The following is a 16669-nucleotide window of genomic DNA, read 5'->3' as shown; positions in this document are numbered from 1 at the left end:
GCTTATCGTGATAATGCTGATGATTACCTTGAAAATCATTCGTATGGCGCAAATGCATAGTCGTACTTTATCTAAGAAAATTCTGTACTCGGCGAAAATGTGTCTATTCTTTTCTCTTAAGGGATTATCGTTCTCATTCAGAGTGCCGAGGGAAGGCGCCACCGCATTACCGATATCCCCGTATTGATTCAACACCGGGCCGCTGCCGTTCAGGCAATCCGCCAGTTGGGGCATCCCCCCGATTGAATTGACGAATATGGAGATAAGGTTATGTCATCAAGCAATGCTTCCGTTAAGGCCGAAGGCGTATTAGCCCTGCTGGGCGCTTATAAACCCGATGAAGACGACACCATTACCGTGCTTCATCCGTCGAAAACGTTCGAAAACGCCGGCCTGGAGCTGGTGCGCGGCGATCGCAGTTGGCACGACAAGGGCGTGACCGACACGCCGGTCTCCCTGACCTTCAGCTTCTGGGAAAAGGCGCCGAGCAACATGCCGAGCATGGGCATCAGCGGCTTCAGCAGCTTTAACGCCGAACAGCGCGAGCAGGCCAAACTGTCGTTGCAGTCATGGTCCGACGTGGCCAACGTCACCTTTACCGAAACCAGCAACACCGCCGCCGCCAACATCAAATTCGGCCTGTTCGACTACAGCTCGCGCGGCTCCTATGCCTTTGCGTATAACCCGGATACCTCGCCTTCGGTTGCCGGGCAAACCTGGTATAACGCCAAGAACCACACCTTCGTCAACAACCAGATCCATGAGAACGAGTACGGTCGCCAGACCTTCACCCATGAAATCGGCCATGCGCTGGGGCTGCAACACCCGGGCGACTATAACGCCGCGCCGGGCGTCAGCATCACCTACGGCAAGGACGCGACCTATTTCGAGGACAGCCGCGCCCACAGCGTGATGAGCTATTTCAGCGAAAGCAACACCGGGCAGGACTTTAAAGGCGCGTACTCTTCCGGGCCGCTGCTCAACGACATTACGGCGATCCAGCATTTCTACGGCGCCAACATGAACACCCGCACCGGCGATACGATCTACGGATTCAATTCCAATACCGATCGCGACTTCCTCACCGCCACCGGCGCGCAGGACAAGATTGTTTTCACCGCCTGGGATGCCGGCGGTAACGACACCTTCGACTTCTCCGGCTTTGGCCAGAATCAGCGCATCAACCTGAATGAAAAAGCGTTCTCGGACGTTGGCGGCCTGAAAGGCAACGTGTCCATCGCCGCAGGCGTAACGATTGAAAATGCCATCGGCGGATCGGGCAACGATGTACTGGTGGGCAACGCCGCCGACAACGTGCTCAAGGGCGGCGCGGGCGATGATGTGCTGTATGGCGGCAAAGGGGCGGATCAGCTGTGGGGCGGCGCCGGCAAGGACACCTTCGTCTATTTCGCGGCGGATGAATCGACGGCGGCGGCACCGGATTGGATCCGCGACTTCGTGCGCGGTGAAGACAAGATCGATCTGACGCTGTTAAACACCGGCAGCGCGGACGGCATTCGCTTCGTCGATCAGTTCAGCGGCAAGGCGGGTGAAGCGATGTTGAGCTATGACGCGCAAAGTCACGTCAGCGACGTGGCGATCAACCTGGGCGGCGCTTTTGGCGCCAGCGATTTTCTGGTGAAAGTGGTGGGGCAGCCGCTGGATGCCGGCGATTTCGTGTTGGCGTAATGTTGGCAACAAAAATAGGGCGTTTTGGGCAAAAACCCGACAATTCCTATTAATTCCGTCATATTAGCGTGACATAGTAGCGCGTAGAAGGCCGGGCTTGCATACCTCGGGCTTCTGTCGGATCGCCAACCTTTTCGGTTGGCGATTCATTTTCCGCCTTTCAACATGTTGATGGCGGCGCCGAGCAGGATGCGCCGTTCGATATCGTTGCTGTCCGCCAGCTGCCGCGCCAGATGTTTTTCCAGCGTTTCCACCGACAGCGCTTCGCCACGATGGCGCAGCTGCATCACGCCGTCGCCGATCAGGCGTGCGACCTCATCCCATACGGGTTTAATCTCCTGTTCCGAGAACGTCATGGCCTACCTCGGCTGGTTGATTTTTGCCCAATGTAGCAGCTGAACTGCGGCTTCGCTACCGGCCACCCAAAACAGGAAGCATAAAAAACAAGCCATCAGTATTTCTTCTGGTTTTTACGCTCAATACTGGCGGTGTCGAAAAGCAGGAGAAAACATCATGAACTGGGTCGAAACCTTGGCGGAGTACTACCGCCTCAGCCGCACGGGTGAAACGCAACATTGGCTGTGCCGCCGCTGGTTGCCACAAGGGGAAGCGCGTCTGGCCTATTTGCGGGAGTTGCTGGAGCCGACCGCGCCAGGGCGGCGGTGAGCACGACGCCGGCGCCGGTTCGCGAGATTAACCGAAGGCGATTGCCGCCCAACGCAACAGCAGCAACGCCAGGCAGATCAGCAGCAGCACCACGACCATTTTACTGAGTTTGTTGCCCATGCGTTTTGTTGCCACGTTGCCCCCTTAACTGAAGTACCACCCGCCGACGAGGGTGATGAGGAAAAGCGTCACCAGGGCGACGCCGTTGAGTAAATCGCTGAAGGTATCGTCAGCATCGATGTCGTCTTGCCGCATGTTGCCGCCTGGCGGTTGCCATTGGGTGAATAATGTCCACAGTATGCGCCCGGCAGCGCGACAGGCACAGCGAAGAACGGTAAAAACTCGTAAAGGCGGCGGTGGCGGAACGCGCAGTCGCGCTTGCGACGGATGCAGACGGCCGGCAATACGTTGTACTATCCTGTCTGCATTGATGCATTTTTCCAAAAGGTATAATCATGGCGACGGCAATTCCACAGAAATACGAGCACCTTGAGCGCTGGGCGTTCGGCGATACCGAGCAGCAGGCCGATGAAGTGGTGCAATTGATCCTCAATGGCACCAAAACGGCCACCTGTTCCAACCTGGACGGCGAAGGGATCCCGCAGGCCGGCGATCTGTTCCTGGTGGTGGACGGCAAAGGTGAACCGGTCTGCGCGGTTGAACTGACCGCGGTGGAAATGAAAACTTACGATCAGGTCGATGAAGCGCACGCCTTTGCCGAAGGCGAGGGCGATCGTTCGCTGGCGCATTGGCGCAAAGAGCTGCAGCGTTTCTTCGAAGAGTACGATCTGTTCTCGCCGGACATGACGCTGGTGCTGATGAATTTCAAAGTCGTCGACAAGTTCTAAACGGATGCGCGCCGTTCCCTACGAATGCCAGTGGGCAAGCCCGGAGCTGGCGGCCGATCTGATCGCCGGCCGCATGACGCTGGCGCAAGACGAGAATTGGGCGCGCAGCGGCGCCCGCGATCGGGCGGAGTACGTCGAGTGGGCCAACCACGTGTGCGGCATGGCCTGCCTGAAAATGGTGCTGAGCCACCGCGACGGCGAAGCGCCACCGCTGCTGGAGCTGGCGCGGCGCAGCCTGCCTTACGGTGCCTATGTGCGCGAGGGGGAGCGGATAAAAGGGCTGATTTACGCGCCGTTCGTCGAGTACGTGCGCGAGCAGTTTGCGCTGCAAGCGGAGGTGAAGGTGGGGCTGGAGGCGGCCGAGTTATCGGCGCTGCTTAGCCAATACCGCTACTTTATCGCCTCGGTGCATCCCTCCATTCGCCGGCCCGAGAGCGTGCCGCCACAGCGAGGCGGGCATCTGGTGCTGATCACCGCCGCCGATACGCAAAGCGTGACTTTCCACAACCCTTCGGGCGACAGCCCGGCGACGCGCGAGCGGGTACAGCTGCCGCTCAACCGCTTCACCCCTTTCTTTGCCGGCCGCGGCATCGCCATCGCATAAAAAAACGCGCTGTTTCCGATGAAAGCAGCGCGTCGTCAGCAGGCCCGGCGTATTTTCATGCCAGCCGCATCACCCAGGCGTCCGCCTGCCGATCGTAGTGCTGCTTGTACAGCAGCGACTGTTTGCCGTTGAGGATCGCCGGAATGCTGGTGTGTTCATCCCAGCCGTCGAGCTGCATACACAGGTCCGGATCGGACTTGCAGGGAATGCTCAGGGTGCCGGCGCGGTCGGTGCCGGCGTGAAGATGCGCGTCATCGACCTCGAAGCTGCCAATTTTTACGACGGTTTTGCTCATGGGAACTCCTTGCTCAATGATGTGGTAGGAGGTTGGACCAGTAAGGCCATCGGTATGAGCATAGCCAAATGAGCAAAAAATGCCACATAAAAAATACATTCTGGCAACATTCTTCCTGAGCGGCTAGCGGCCAGGCTAATAGGTCACGACATAGCTGACGTTATCCTGATAGGTACCGACCGGCACTTCGGTCTGCGCCGGATTGATGGCGGCGGTAAAGGGAATGCTTTGCGCCAGGCCGGTGCCGGTGCCGCTTTGCGCGTTGGTGCTGCTCCACACGGTGCTGGTGTTGGGCAGGTAGATCTGATACTGCAGGAAGTTGCTGGTGCCGCTGAGCATTTGCCGCCAACCGGTGATGGGGTTGTTGCCGTTGGTAAAGTAGGAGCTGTATGACTGGGATTTGGTGCAGGTCAGGGTGATGCTCTGGTTGATCGGGTTGAATTGCCCCACCAGCGCCATGCTGCCGAAGTTGACGTTATTGGCGGTATTGATCAGGCAGCTTTTGGTGATGACTGCGGTGATGGTCACGGTGCTGGGTTGGTTGGTGCCGTCCCACCAGATACACAGCCCTATCAGGCCCAGGCCGCAAATATGGTAGTTCCACACCAGATTGATGGTGTCGGTATAGGTGCCGGCGCTGACGTTCGCACCCGCCACCGTTTTGATATACACCGGAAAGTTGACGTTGGAAGAGATCAGGATCAGCGACAGCAGGTTCAGCGAGCTGTAGTCGATGGTCTGGCCGACGCTGTAGGGGTATTGGTAGTTGGCATCCGGGTAGATGAGATAGGAAATTTTATCGCCGGAGCCGTTGCCGTTCAGCAGGGCCATATTGTTGGTGGTGGAGGCGATCTTGACCGTGACGGTGTTTTGCGTCAACAGATTGAGCCCCAGCCCGGTACAGTTGAGCCCGGCGGTACCCTGGGCGCTGATCTGGCCGTTGTAGACGGCGAAGGAGTTGCTGCTGGGCAGGGTCACCGTGCCGTTGGTGGTGGCGCAGTCCGCCAGCGCGCGTTGCCCGCACAGCAGCAGCAGCGCCGCCAAAAGAATTTTCACTTGCCGAGACATCGTTCTTCTTCTCCGTGTGTTATTGGCAGACGAGGGGACCGACGCGCTGTAGCCCCTGCGGATTGGCCAGGCTGAAGCTGACCTGGCACGGCGCGCCACCGTCGGCTGGGATCACGCTCAGCCGGTTGTGCTGCTGCACCGGGTCGATATAGGTCATGCCATCCCACCCGACGTAGCTTTGTTGATTGCTGCCGATCACCGCCACCTGGCTGCCGTTGGCCAGCGGTTTGCCTTGCGTATCGACCAGCTCCACGTCGGCGGCGGAAAGGCGCTGGACGGGGAATTCGACCAGGTAGCCACTGTGATCGCGAATGGCGACGGTTTTTTCTACCGATGGCAAATTGACGTCCGCCGGCAGATTGAGCGGATCAATCTGGAATTTGGCGTGGTAATACGAAGTGACGGTGGGCACCAACAGGTAGCCTTTGTCGTTGGTGACGCCGATGCGCTGGTTCTCGTAGCTGACCGGAATACCGGCGTAGCCGTTGGTCGAAACCAGGGCAAAGGCGTCGTTGATGGTGTTGGTGGCGTATACGCCGCCGTTCATCGCCACCAGCGAACCGCTGACTTCGCCCCAGCGGGTGTAATCGTTACGGTTGCCGTACAGCCCGGCGCGGGTTTCCAACAGCGAGGTGCGCCAGGTCAGGTCTGCCTGGCGGTAATCGCTGTCGCTGCCTTGACCGCCGGCGTAGGCCAGGTTCCAGCCGAAACCGCCGTCGGTCGGCGCGGCGCGGCTGTACGCGACGCGTTCGCTCCAGCGGTTGCCGGCGTCGCGGGCGGTACTGACGTTAGCGGTGCCCCAGGCATCGAACGGAATGCTGATCTGCAGCTGCGAGCTGTAGCCGTCGCCGCCGATCTCGCGGTTCGCCGAGGCGTACAGGCTGATATTGCGCCACAGCGTCAGGCTGTACGACAGGTTGACCAGGCGGGTGCGTTGGCCGATGGCGTCGCGCACGTCGAAATAACCGGCGCCCAGGCTGCCGAAGCGGCTCAGGCCGATGCTGCCGGTCAGTTGATCGGTGCGGCGGCTCAGGCGGTAGCTGCTCTTGTAGGTGGAGAGGTCGCCGAAGTCCGCGCTGCGCAGTACCCGTTGGGCATTGAGGCTGAAATATTGGTTGCTGTAGGTATAGCTCAGGCTGGTCTGATCGCCGTGGCGGCCGGTGTACTGATAAACCGGCCCGGCATCCGGTTGCTGTACCGGTTGGCCGGTGATCGGATCGTAATAAAGGGGCGTGACCGGCGGGGCGTTGAAGGCATCGCTGCCCGCCTGGCTGTAACTGTAGGAGGCGTTGAGGACCCCTAACTGCCCCAGGCGCACGCCCGCGCCGGCGCCGGTGACCGCCAGCTCAGCCGCGCCTTCCGCCCGCCCTTCGAGCGTCAACCAATCAGTGACACCGTAACGCCCACTGCCGCTGGCCACCCATTGGCCGTAGTCTGCGGAGCGGTAGCCGTAATTTTGACGCAGCGCCCCTGCCGACAGGCTGAAATCGCTTAGCCCGGCCTGCAGCAGCGAGCTGGCGACATAGAACGGCACCGTGGTGCTGATCTGGCGGCCGAGCGCGTCGGTGGTGACCACCGTCGCCTGGCCGGCGCCGTTGATGTAAGGCACGGTATTCAGGGTGAACGGGCCGGGGTTCACGCTGACGGAGGTATTCTTGTAGCTGTTGATGTACAGATCGACGCTGCTCGGCACGGCGGCCTGGCCGGAGAACTGCGGCAGCGGATAGGTAATCAGATCCGGACGCGTGGCGAAGTTGCGCGCCACCTGCAGGCCGCCGATGCGCACCGAACTGGTCCAGGGCAGCGAGCCGGTCGTGAGATCGCCGGCGGTATAGCTGAGCATGGTGTCGTCGTCGCTGTAGCGCCAGCTGCTGTCGTAGCGGATATAGCGATTGTTCTGCTGTGCGGCGGTCTCGCCGTTGAAGCTGCTGCGGAAAATGCCGGTGTTGGCGATAACGCCGAAGCCGTCGAACAGCCGCTGTTCGCTCCAGGCGGAAAAATAGCCCGGATTGCCGCGCCCGCCGCTCTGGCTGACGTAGGCGTCGTAATTCAGCAAGAAACCCAGGCTGCTTTGCGCCGGCAGCCGCTGTTCTGGGTTGGCGTCGCCGAGGGTTTGCTTGGGCAGCCAGTCGTTGGGCACCGAGATCAACAGCTGCTGCGTTTCGCCGCTGTAGGTGACGTCGACCTTATCCAATTGATCGACGGCGATCTCTTTCGCTTGCTTGTCCGCCACCGGCAGGCCGGCGTCGCTCAGTTGCTGCGGCGTCAAATAGTAGTGGCCGCCGCGGTAGGTGACCGGCACCACTTTGCCGGTCTGGCGGCCGTTCACCACCGGCTCCAGATACAGCGTGGTGTCCGGCATGCTGATGGCGCTGGGCGGCGGCGGAAGGTCGTCGGCGGCGGCGTGCGGCGGCCACAGCTCCACCGCCATACAAAGTACGGCCAGGGCCAGCGGCTTGAGCTGCATGCCGCGCGTGGCCGGCGACGAGATCCGCTTCACCTGCACCTCAGGCTCAGTAAGACGGAATGGTTACGGGTTGCTTATTGTCATTGACCATCGCCTGCAGCTTGCCGGCGGCGAAACTGCCCGAAGGCGGCAGGGCAAAGCGCATTTGCGAACCCGGCAGCACATAGCCCAGCAGCCCGTTGTTGAGCGGCTTGCCCTGGATGCTGACCTGCGACAGGCGGGCGTGCACGATGCCGTCGTTGCGCACGTCGAGCCAGCGCTGGCTGTTTTGCTGCAGCAGCCGATAGCTGAGCTTCGGCTGGTTGGCGGTGGCATAGTCGCGCGGGTGTTCGAAGTCTTGCTTGGTCCAGACGCCTTTGCCGCTGACGAACAGCGGCACCGAATAACGCATCTGGAATTTCAGCCCCATCTGCGCACCCTTGTCGGGCGCCGCGCCGTCTTTATCCTTGATGGGCACTTCGTCAACCAGTATCCGGTAAGCCCGTTCTTGCCCGGCGGCGACCGGGGTCTGCTTGATCAGGCGAATCAGCTGGCGTTTGCCGGGGAGAATGGTGGCGACCGGCGGGCTGGCGACCACTTCGCTCTGGTTGCGGTAGTCGTCCTTACCGCCGGTTTGTTGCCAGCCGAGCACGCGGATTTGCATATAGACCGGTTTGCTGTCGCGGTTTTCCAGCCACAGGGCCGTCGCCTGCTGGTTGTCTTCAATCGCCGGATCGATAGGCCAAATCAGAATGGAGGCGGCGGCGAAGGCCTGCGGTTGACCGGCTAACAGCAATCCTGCCAGCAGGGGCAGGCGGAGCAGAGTACTACGCATAATGTGATCCTTTTTAAAAGCTCAATAACTCACCGTCACTAAGACCGTATCGTTGTAGGTGCCGCTGGTGGGCAAGGTGCTGCTCGCCATTAAACTGGCGTAGATTTTTATTTCTTGCGTACTGCCGGTGGAGGAGACGGTTTGGACGGCGCCGCCGTTGCCGCCGTCGCCCCACAAAACGGCGTAGTTGGCATCCTGGTAGAGCTGGTAAACCAGCGTTTCCGAGGTCACCGAGTTCAACAGTTTTCGCCCGCCGGCGATGGAGCCGGTGACGTTATTGCCGACGTTCAACCCCAGGGTGACGCTGAGCCCGGGATTGCAGCGGATCAAAATGGAGCCGGCGCCGGCGCTAGAGACGATTTTTATCGGGCTGCTCAAGGACGCAACCTGGCCGAAGCTCATGCTGCCGAACGAGGTAACGTTGGTGACGCCGCTGCCGAGTACGCAGCCTTTGATGATCGAAGCGTTGACCGTGAAGCCCTGGCTGACGGTATCGGCACGGGCCGTCGGGGCGCCGATCAGCGCCGCCAGCAGCAGGGTGCGCAGCGTTCCGTTAATCACCAATTTATCGTCACCTGCACCGTATCCGTATAGTTGCCCGTCGCCGGCGTCGTTTGTACCGGGATCATGCCGTACACCGGCAGCCAGACGCTTTGGCCAGTGGCGGTCTGGGTGACGCCGGTGACGTTATCCCAGACGGTGGCGTAGCTGGCGCTGGTATACAGGTTGTAGTTCACGCGGGCGCCCGCCGCGCTTTGCAGATAGCGTGCGGCGGTATTGCCGCTCTGTCCGCCGCTGAGCAGCACCGTGTAACTGGTGCCGTTGTTGCAGTTGATCTGCAGTGCGCCGGCGTTCGCCTGGCCGGTCACCTTTATCGCCGTATTGAGGAAATAGACCGTGCCGAAGTTAAAGGTGCCGAATGTGGTGTTGCCGCCGCTGGTGGTGCCGGCGACGCAGGACTTGACCAGGGTGGCGCTGACGCCCACCGTCGCGGTGCTGACGTCGGCGCGGCAAACGCCCGCCAACGACAGCAGCATGCAGGTGACGGCCAGGCGCGTCATGTTTACCAGGTGACGGTCATGGTGACGGTATCGCTGTACGCACCGGCCGCCGGGGTGGTGCCTGCCGCAGGTACCAGGCCGTAGACGATCAGCGGCACCGCCGAACCGGTGCCGGTGCCGGTCAGCACGCCGGTGGTGCTGTTCCACGGCACGGCGTGGGCGCTGTCCTGGTAGAGGTTATAGCTGATATAGGCCGGTACGCTGCTGGCCATGCGCCGCTGGCTGCCGGTCGCGTTGAGGCCGTTGTCCAGCGCCACGGTGTAGTTGGTGCCGGTGGTGCAGTTCAGCCCCAGCGTGCCGGTGCCGCCGCTGCCGGTGGCGCTGGCGGTGATGACGTTAGCCAGTGAGGAGTAGGTGCCGAAGCTGATGGAGCCGAAGCTGTTGGTGGTGCCGGAGCTGGAGCTGGTGCCGCCGGTGACCACGCAGCCGGCGCCGATGGTCAGGGTGACGCCCAGCGTGCCCTGAATGGTGCCCGCCGCGTAGGAGGTGCCAGAGGCGCACAGCAGAAGCGCTGCCGAGGTTAATGCCGCCAGAGTCTTTTTCATCGTGGTTCCTTGCCGTAGTAGAGAAGCCTGCCAAAAAGCCCGAAAAATGAGTCAAATGCATTAATCTATTTACAGATTAATTAATAGAATAAGAACGTGAGAATGTCGCGCTAAAAGATTAAAAACTTTATTTATTTTTAATCGCTGTCGCAGGTTCGCTGCGGCGGCCGTGTCACCGGGCATGAACACTAAGGGGGGAATGATAAGGTGGGTGGGAATATTATTACTTAATGAATAACGGAGCGCACTGACGGCGCTCCGTTGACGATGAAACTCACCAGGTGACGGTCATGGTGACGGTATCGCTGTAGACGCCGGCCGCCGGAGTCGTTCCCGCGGCAGGCACCAGGCCGTAAACGATCAGCGGCACCGCCGATCCGGTACCGGTGCCGGTCAGCGTGCCGGTGGTGCTGTTCCACGGCAGGGCGTGGGCGCTGTCCTGATAAAGGTTGTAGCTGATGTAGGCCGGCACGCTGCTGGCCATGCGCCGTTGGCTGCCGGAGGCGTTGAGGCCGTTGTCCAGCGCTACGGTATAGTTGGTGCCGGTGGTGCAGTTCAGCCCCAGCGTGCCGGTGCCGCCGCTGCCGGTGGCACTGGCGGTGATGACGTTGGCCAGCGAGGAGTAAGTCCCGAAGCTGATCGAACCAAAGTCGTTGGTGGTGCCGGAACTGTTGCCGCCGGTGACCACACAGCCGGCGCCGATGGTGATCGTCACGCCCAGCGTGCCCTGAATGGTGCCCGCTGCGTTGGCTGTGCCACTGATGCACAGCAGAGGTGCTACCGAGGTCAAAACCATCAGAGTTTTATTCATCATGATTCCTTGCCGTGTCAGAGAAAGCCCGCAAAAACGCCACCCAGAGCTGAGTTGAACGCATTAATTTACTTACATTTAAATTAATAGGATAAGAACGCGAAATTGTCTTGATCAAAGGCTAAAAACTTTTTTCTTTTCCGGCGGGGAAATACGGGCGGGGAGGCGGAATAGTGCAAATTGGAAATGATTAGAATAATAATGAATGGCGATAGGAATATTATTAGCATTATTTTGGCGCCGGGGAAGGCGGTTCCCCGGCACCGGAGCGATTACAGGTGAAAATCCAGCGCGCCGTCGCGCACCAGCTCGCGCGGCAGGTTGTTCTTGATGCGGCTGCCGATGCGCTTGGCGATGCCCAGCGGCTGGCCCTGGTAGGTGACGATGCATTCATCGCCGGCCGGCGGCTGCTCCGGGTAGAGATCGCGGCCGTGATACCACTCTTGCGCCAGCGCGGCGTCCAGCTCGAAATGCGTTTTGCCGCCGGTGCCGGCCAGCGCGATCGCCGCCTCGTGCTGCCAGCGGAAACCTTTCGGGAAACGTTCCGCCAGCTTGAGGCCGATACGTGAGAAGCGCACTTTACCGAACAGCGGTTCCAGCTCGGCCGGGAACAGCCAGAGCTCCTTGTCGCGCTCCCACAGCCGGCTGTCATCGCCCCAGGTTAAGCCGGATGCGGCGGCGGCTTGGGCGACCAGCGCCGCCTCTTTGCCGGACAGCGGGCTGAACGGGAATTTACCCACCTTGTAGGTCGGCTTCGCCAACGGCGCCACGGCGCGCTGTTTGCGCAGGCGGGTGACGAAAAAGCCTTCGCTGTCGTAAATCTGCGGGAAGACGTGCAGGAAGCCTTCGGCAGTCAGCGCCTTGTCGGCGCCGGGGAACAGCGCACCCAGCGGCTCGACGCTGACCGCGTCGCCGTAGGTGTCCAGCAGCCAGCGCACCACCTGCTGGTTTTCCTGCGCATTGAGCGTGCAGGTGGAGTAAACCATCACGCCGCCCGGCGCCAGCGCATGAAACGCGCTGTCGAGCAGTTCGCGTTGGGTGGCGGCGATTTCGGCCACGCTCTGTGGCGACCAGTTGCTCATGGCGTCCGGATCCTTGCGCACCACGCCTTCGCCGGAGCAGGGGGCATCGAGCAGAATGGCGTCGAAGCTCTCCGGCAGCGCGGCGCCGAACACCCTGCCGTCGAAGTGGGTCAGCGCGGCGTTCTTCACGCCGCAGCGGCTGATATTGGCGTGCAGCACTTTTACCCGGCTGGCGGAGTATTCGTTGGCGACGATGCCGCCCTGATTGCCCATTAACGCGGCGATTTGGGTGGTTTTGGAGCCTGGTGCCGCCGCCACGTCCAGCACCCGATTCGGCACTGCGCCGCCCGCGAACAGCGCGCTGACCGGCAGCATTGAACTGGCCTCCTGAATGTAGAACAGGCCGCTCAGGTGTTCGGCGGCGCTGCCCAGACGCAGCTCTTCATCGTCGCGCTCGATCCAGAACCCTTCCGCGCACCAGGGGATGGGCTCCAGTCGCCAGTCGTAATCCTGCACCAGCGCCAGGAAGTCGGCGACGCTGATTTTCAGCGTGTTGACGCGCAGGCTGCGGCGCAGCGGGCGCTGGCAGGCGGCGATAAAATCTTCCATCGCCAGCTCGGCGGGCATGATGGCGCGGGTGGCGTCAAGGAAAGCGGGGGGCAGAAAAACGGCGGTGGATTTGGCCACGGGGCGAACTCTCAGGGTGCAATAAAGACAAGGGCGAGAGTTTATCACAAAGCGGAAAAAAACAGGGCCCGACAATGCCGGGCCCTGAGGAAAATGCGAAATTTAATCGCGCGGAATGGCGGTGCCCCAGGTTTTCCAGTCCTTCGGCTCTTCCGGATTCAGCAGGAAGTGTTTGTTAGGCGTCGCTTTCGGCGCCAGCGGAATGGTCGGCGGCGTGGCGAAGGCGATACCGCCGCGGATGAACTGCTGGAAGGTGCCGCTCTTGATCACGCCGCCGGTCAGGCCGAACTGCAGGTTGTACCCCGAAGCCAGCCAGAACACGCTGTTGTTGCGCACCAGATGCTGATACTTCTTGCTGATGCGCAGCGCGACATGAACCCGGTCTGACATGGCGCCAAGGTAGAAGCCGGTGATGGTGCCGACCTCCACGCCGCGGAACAACACCGGCGTGCCGATCTGCAGGGAGCCGGTTTCGGCAGCGTCGAGCACCACGCTCAGGCCGTCGAGATAGCGCGAGTCGGTGATGCTGGCCTGCTGCAGTTCGAAGGTGCGCATCTCGCGGCCGCGCCCCGGCTCCACGTTGATATAAGGCTGGAGCAGGGTATCGAGGTTGCTGACGCCGGCGGCGGAGATCTCCGGCGAGACGATCGAGAAGCGGCTGCCCAGACGCGCGAAGGTCTGCACGTATTCCGGATACAGCACCGCTTTGGCCAACACTTCGTTGCGCTCCGGCGCCAGCTGCAGCGACTCCACCTGGCCGACGTCGATGCCGAGGTAGCGCAGCGGCATGCCCGCCGACAGCTTGCTGGCGTCGTAGGTTTTCAGCGTGATTTGGCTGCCCACCGCGCGAGCGGCGGTTTCGCTGGCGTACAGCACGCGGTTGGCGCCCTTGTTGAGCGTCACGCCCTGCAGGTTGTCGAAGCTGATGGCGCCTTTCAGCGCGCGGTTAAGCGGCGAAGCCTGCACCGTCAGCCCGCTGCCGTTGAGCTGCACCTTGGCGCCGCCTTCGGCCCAGAAGATGCTTTCACGGGTCAGCAGCTTGCGGTATTCCGGGCTGATGTAGACGTCCACCTCAAACTCGTTGGCCTTTGGCCGCACGTTGACGATTTCGCCCACCTGGAATTTGCGATACAGCACCACCGAACCGGCCTGCACGTCCGGCAGGCTGGTGGCGCTGAGGGTCAGGGTGGTGGCCGGGGCGTTGCCGACGATGCCTTCCTCGGCTTTCTCGCTGTTGGCGTACAGCGGGTATTGGCCGCCCGGTTCCCCCTTGCTGCCGGGAATAATGCGCACGCCGCCGTCTACCCACTCCTGGGCGCTGGCGCCGAGCACTTCCATGCCGTCGATGCCCAGCTTGACGTCGAGGCGGCTGTTGACCACGAATTTGCTGTCTTTGTGCAGCAGGCCGCGATATTGGGCGTCGATGGCGGCGGTGAACACCACGCCGCCGGCGGTCAGGGTGCGGCTCAGGATCTGGCCGACTTTCACGCCGTGCACCACCAACGGCTGCCCCACGTCGATGCCGTAGCTTTGCGGCGCATTCAGCGTGACGGTCAGCACGCCAGGCTGTTGCAACAGCGTCTCGCTGCTGTCCAGCACGTTGAAGCGCTGCTGCGGCTCGCCTTCACCCGGCACCAGCTCCAGCGTGGTGCCGGTCAGCAGCTGGCTGAGCTTGGCGTCGTTGAGGCTGATGCGCGGGCTGCGCATCACGATGCGGGTGCCGCTGCGCATCAGATCGACCACCGAAGGATCGATGGTCAGTTCACCGACCACTTTGCTGTCCTGCTGCAACGTCAGCTTGGTCAGGGTGCCGACCTGCAGCCCTTGGTACATCAGCGGCGTGCGGTTTTCACTCAGGTTGTTGCCGCTCGGCAGATCCAGCAGGATATTGACGCCGCGCTGGCTGTGGGCCAGATCGGGATACAGGGCATAGCTCTGGTCGCCCTTGGCCTGCTGGCCATCGGCCGGCGAATCGAAGGCGATGGCGCCGTTGACCAGCGCCGCCAGGCTCTCCATCTGTACCGTCGCGCCGGACAGGCTGAAATCGCCCTTGAAGCCGGAGACGTTCCAGAAGCGGCTGTTGTTTTTCACCAGATGGGCGAAGCGGCGGTCGATAAGTACGTCGATGGTCACGCCCTTATTGCCTTCGCTGATGGTGTAGTCGTACACCTTGCCGACCGGGATTTTACGGTAGTAGACCAGCGAGCCGCTGTTGAGCGAGCCCAGATCGTCGGCGTGCAGATGGATCATCAGCTCGCCGGTGTTCAGGCGGTATTTCGGCTGGGTATCGAGCGCGGCAAAGTGGGTTTGCGCCTTGCCGCTGCCGGGCATCATGCCGATATAGTTGCCGCCGACCAGCGCATCGAGCCCGGAGACCCCGGCCAGCGAAGCCTTGGGGGTCACCAGCCAAAACTGGGTGCCTTCGCGCAGCGAGTCTTCCAGATCGCTTTTGATGCTGGCTTCCACCACGATGCTGCGCAGATCTTTGCTCAGGCTGATCTTCTGCACCGTGCCGACGTCAACGCCCTGGTAGCGCACCGGCGTGCGGCCGGCGACGATGCCCGCCGCCGATTGGAAATCGATGGTGACGGTGGTACCGCGCTCCTGGAAATTGTTATAGACCAGCCACCCGGCGATCAGCAGGGCGATGAACGGCAGTAACCAGAACGGTGAAATGCGGCGCTTGTTCTTGACCCGCGCTTCAGTCGGTATAGTCGGCGTTTCCTGTTGCATGTGCATCCCAAATCAATCGGCTATCCAGCCACTCAACGGCAAGAATAGTCAAAATGACCGCCGAGCCAAAGTAAAACGCGGCCGGTCCCATAGTAAAAGATAACAGCTGGTCGCGGTTTACCAGCGACATCATCAAGGCGATAACGAACAGATCCAGCATCGACCAGCGGCCGATCCAGGTGACCAGGCGCAGCAGACGAATGCGCGTCTTCAGGCTGTGCGAGGTTTTGAAGTGAATGCTGAACAGCAGCGTGATCAGCACGATCACCTTGGTAAAGGGCACCAGCACGCTGGCGATGAACACGATGGCGGCGATCGGCACGTTGCCGGAGGTGGCCAGCGAGACCACGCCGGAGAAGATGGTGTCTTCGAGCCGCGCGCCGTTGGCGTAAATGATGGAAATCGGCAGCAGGTTGGCCGGTATCAGCAGGATCATCGCCGCGATCAGCGCCGCCCAGGTTTTCTGCAGGCTGTAGGGCTGGCGGTGGCACATCGGCACGTGGCAGCGCGGGCAGCGGCCGCGCGCGTCGGGGTAGCCGGTATAGTGGCAGGACAGGCAAATATGCAGCGCCGCCGGCGGGCCTTCCGGCTGCTCCTGCGGGTAGTAACGCTCCCACAGCTGCTCCAGGTTGGCGTGGATCAGCGTCAGGATGCTGAGCAGGGTGAGCGACAGGTAGGCGATCAGCGCGCTGCCCGCCTGGATGTCGGCATAATCCTGCACCTTGATCGCCGCCACCGCCATGCCGATCAGATAGATGTCCAGCATCACCCACTCTTTCAGCCGCTCCAACATCAGCAGCACCGGGCGCAGATTCATGCCGAGCGCGTGGCCGAAGCGCAGGTAGAGCAGCGACAGCGCCAGCGTCAGCGGGGCGCCGAGGGTACAGAACGCCACCATGCTGGCGGTCAGCGGATCGCCCTGACGGCTCATCTGCCAGATGCCCTCCAGCAAACTGGCGTCGATGCGCGTGCCGAGCAGGCGGATGCTGATCAGCGGCTCGGTGAAGGCGAACGGCATCAGCAGCAGCATGGCGATCGCCATGGCGGTCAGGCGCGTCATCGACCAGTCGCGGCCGCTCACCACCTTGGCGTTGCAGCGCGGGCAATAGGCGGCCTGATTGCCGCTGAGCGGCGGCAGCACGAACAGCAGGTCGCACTCGCAGCAGCGCTGGTGGCGCGCTTTGGAAAGGGGGGCGGTGATCGCGTGTATTTTCATCTTTGACAAGTAGCTGCCCTTGAGCCCGCCGGAACTGTCAGCGTAGCTGAAAAATAAACCGGCCGCGTCACCGGCGATCGGGCGCCGGACGGTAAAACGAGGTAAACCGGGATTCTGAGCGGCAAACATACCCCGAGCGGCAG

The 16669-nt window shown here is 61.5% G+C and carries 17 protein-coding genes; 4 read left to right on the top strand and 13 right to left on the bottom strand.

The window, feature by feature from the left end; genetic code table 11:
* Positions 1-270 precede the first annotated feature (270 nt).
* Positions 271-1689, top strand: coding sequence for a serralysin family metalloprotease (locus tag AWX27_RS02855; protein ID WP_060419280.1), 1419 nt, complete (start codon positions 271-273; stop codon positions 1687-1689).
* A 146-nt stretch (positions 1690-1835) separates the two neighbouring features.
* Here AWX27_RS02855 and AWX27_RS02850 read toward each other — a convergent pair whose 3' ends face one another.
* The gene (locus AWX27_RS02850; RefSeq protein ID WP_004931526.1) at positions 1836-2045 is read right to left on the bottom strand and encodes a hypothetical protein; all 210 of its coding nucleotides are present in this window, start codon (positions 2043-2045) and stop codon (positions 1836-1838) included.
* Positions 2046-2202: 157 nt separating this feature from the next.
* Here AWX27_RS02850 and AWX27_RS25240 point away from each other — a divergent pair, with 157 nt between their 5' ends.
* On the top strand, positions 2203-2355 hold the full coding sequence (locus AWX27_RS25240; protein ID WP_169318360.1) for a hypothetical protein: 153 nt from the start codon (positions 2203-2205) through the stop codon (positions 2353-2355).
* A 27-nt stretch (positions 2356-2382) separates the two neighbouring features.
* On the opposite strand, the gene yniD is transcribed toward AWX27_RS25240, so the two are convergent.
* Entirely contained in the window at positions 2383-2475 is a 93-nt protein-coding gene (yniD, locus tag AWX27_RS25335) for a small membrane protein YniD (RefSeq protein ID WP_016928013.1), read from the bottom strand.
* Between the two features lie 335 nt (positions 2476-2810).
* On the opposite strand from yniD, the gene AWX27_RS02845 reads away from it, so the two are divergent.
* Entirely contained in the window at positions 2811-3203 is a 393-nt protein-coding gene (locus AWX27_RS02845) for an ASCH domain-containing protein (protein WP_004931522.1), read from the top strand.
* A 4-nt stretch (positions 3204-3207) separates the two neighbouring features.
* Positions 3208-3807 (top strand): C39 family peptidase, encoded by a 600-nt coding sequence (locus AWX27_RS02840; RefSeq protein WP_060419277.1) that lies wholly within the window; start codon positions 3208-3210, stop codon positions 3805-3807.
* Between the two features lie 55 nt (positions 3808-3862).
* Here AWX27_RS02840 and AWX27_RS02835 read toward each other — a convergent pair whose 3' ends face one another.
* The 11 genes from AWX27_RS02835 to yebS all read right to left on the bottom strand — a co-directional run bounded on the left by AWX27_RS02835 (position 3863) and on the right by yebS (position 16526).
* Complete coding sequence (locus AWX27_RS02835) at positions 3863-4102, bottom strand: YebV family protein (protein WP_060419275.1); 240 nt, start codon at positions 4100-4102, stop codon at positions 3863-3865.
* Between the two features lie 135 nt (positions 4103-4237).
* Positions 4238-5170 (bottom strand): Csu type fimbrial protein, encoded by a 933-nt coding sequence (locus AWX27_RS02830; protein WP_060419273.1) that lies wholly within the window; start codon positions 5168-5170, stop codon positions 4238-4240.
* Positions 5171-5189: 19 nt separating this feature from the next.
* Positions 5190-7637: a fimbria/pilus outer membrane usher protein gene (locus tag AWX27_RS02825; protein ID WP_369819284.1), complete on the bottom strand. Its 2448-nt coding sequence runs from the start codon at positions 7635-7637 to the stop codon at positions 5190-5192.
* A gap of 46 nt (positions 7638-7683) precedes the next feature.
* Entirely contained in the window at positions 7684-8451 is a 768-nt protein-coding gene (locus AWX27_RS02820; RefSeq protein ID WP_049201714.1) for a fimbrial biogenesis chaperone, read from the bottom strand.
* A 21-nt stretch (positions 8452-8472) separates the two neighbouring features.
* Complete coding sequence (locus AWX27_RS02815; RefSeq protein WP_047730737.1) at positions 8473-8988, bottom strand: Csu type fimbrial protein; 516 nt, start codon at positions 8986-8988, stop codon at positions 8473-8475.
* Positions 8989-9008: 20 nt separating this feature from the next.
* Positions 9009-9512, bottom strand: a complete 504-nt coding sequence (locus AWX27_RS02810) for a Csu type fimbrial protein (RefSeq protein WP_038877669.1) — start codon at positions 9510-9512, stop codon at positions 9009-9011.
* A gap of 2 nt (positions 9513-9514) precedes the next feature.
* Positions 9515-10057, bottom strand: a complete 543-nt coding sequence (locus tag AWX27_RS02805) for a Csu type fimbrial protein (RefSeq protein WP_060419270.1) — start codon at positions 10055-10057, stop codon at positions 9515-9517.
* Positions 10058-10331: 274 nt separating this feature from the next.
* Complete coding sequence (locus tag AWX27_RS02800; RefSeq protein ID WP_060419268.1) at positions 10332-10868, bottom strand: Csu type fimbrial protein; 537 nt, start codon at positions 10866-10868, stop codon at positions 10332-10334.
* 272 nt (positions 10869-11140) lie between these two features.
* Positions 11141-12577 carry a 16S rRNA (cytosine(1407)-C(5))-methyltransferase RsmF gene (gene rsmF / locus AWX27_RS02795; protein WP_060419266.1) on the bottom strand — a complete coding sequence of 479 codons (1437 nt, stop codon included), beginning with the start codon at positions 12575-12577 and terminating at the stop codon, positions 11141-11143.
* A gap of 102 nt (positions 12578-12679) precedes the next feature.
* Positions 12680-15310 carry a PqiB family protein gene (locus AWX27_RS02790; RefSeq protein WP_060419730.1) on the bottom strand — a complete coding sequence of 877 codons (2631 nt, stop codon included), beginning with the start codon at positions 15308-15310 and terminating at the stop codon, positions 12680-12682.
* Positions 15279-16526, bottom strand: a complete 1248-nt coding sequence (gene yebS / locus AWX27_RS02785; RefSeq protein WP_049198592.1) for a membrane integrity lipid transport subunit YebS — start codon at positions 16524-16526, stop codon at positions 15279-15281. Before yebS ends, AWX27_RS02790 begins: the two co-directional genes overlap by 32 nt.
* Between the last annotated feature and the right edge of the window lie 143 nt (positions 16527-16669).

The sequence above is a fragment of the Serratia sp. 2880STDY5682894 genome (genome assembly GCF_001537385.1).
Lineage (GTDB): Bacteria > Pseudomonadota > Gammaproteobacteria > Enterobacterales > Enterobacteriaceae > Serratia > Serratia nevei.
This window is presented reverse-complemented; position numbering and strand designations above follow the sequence as displayed.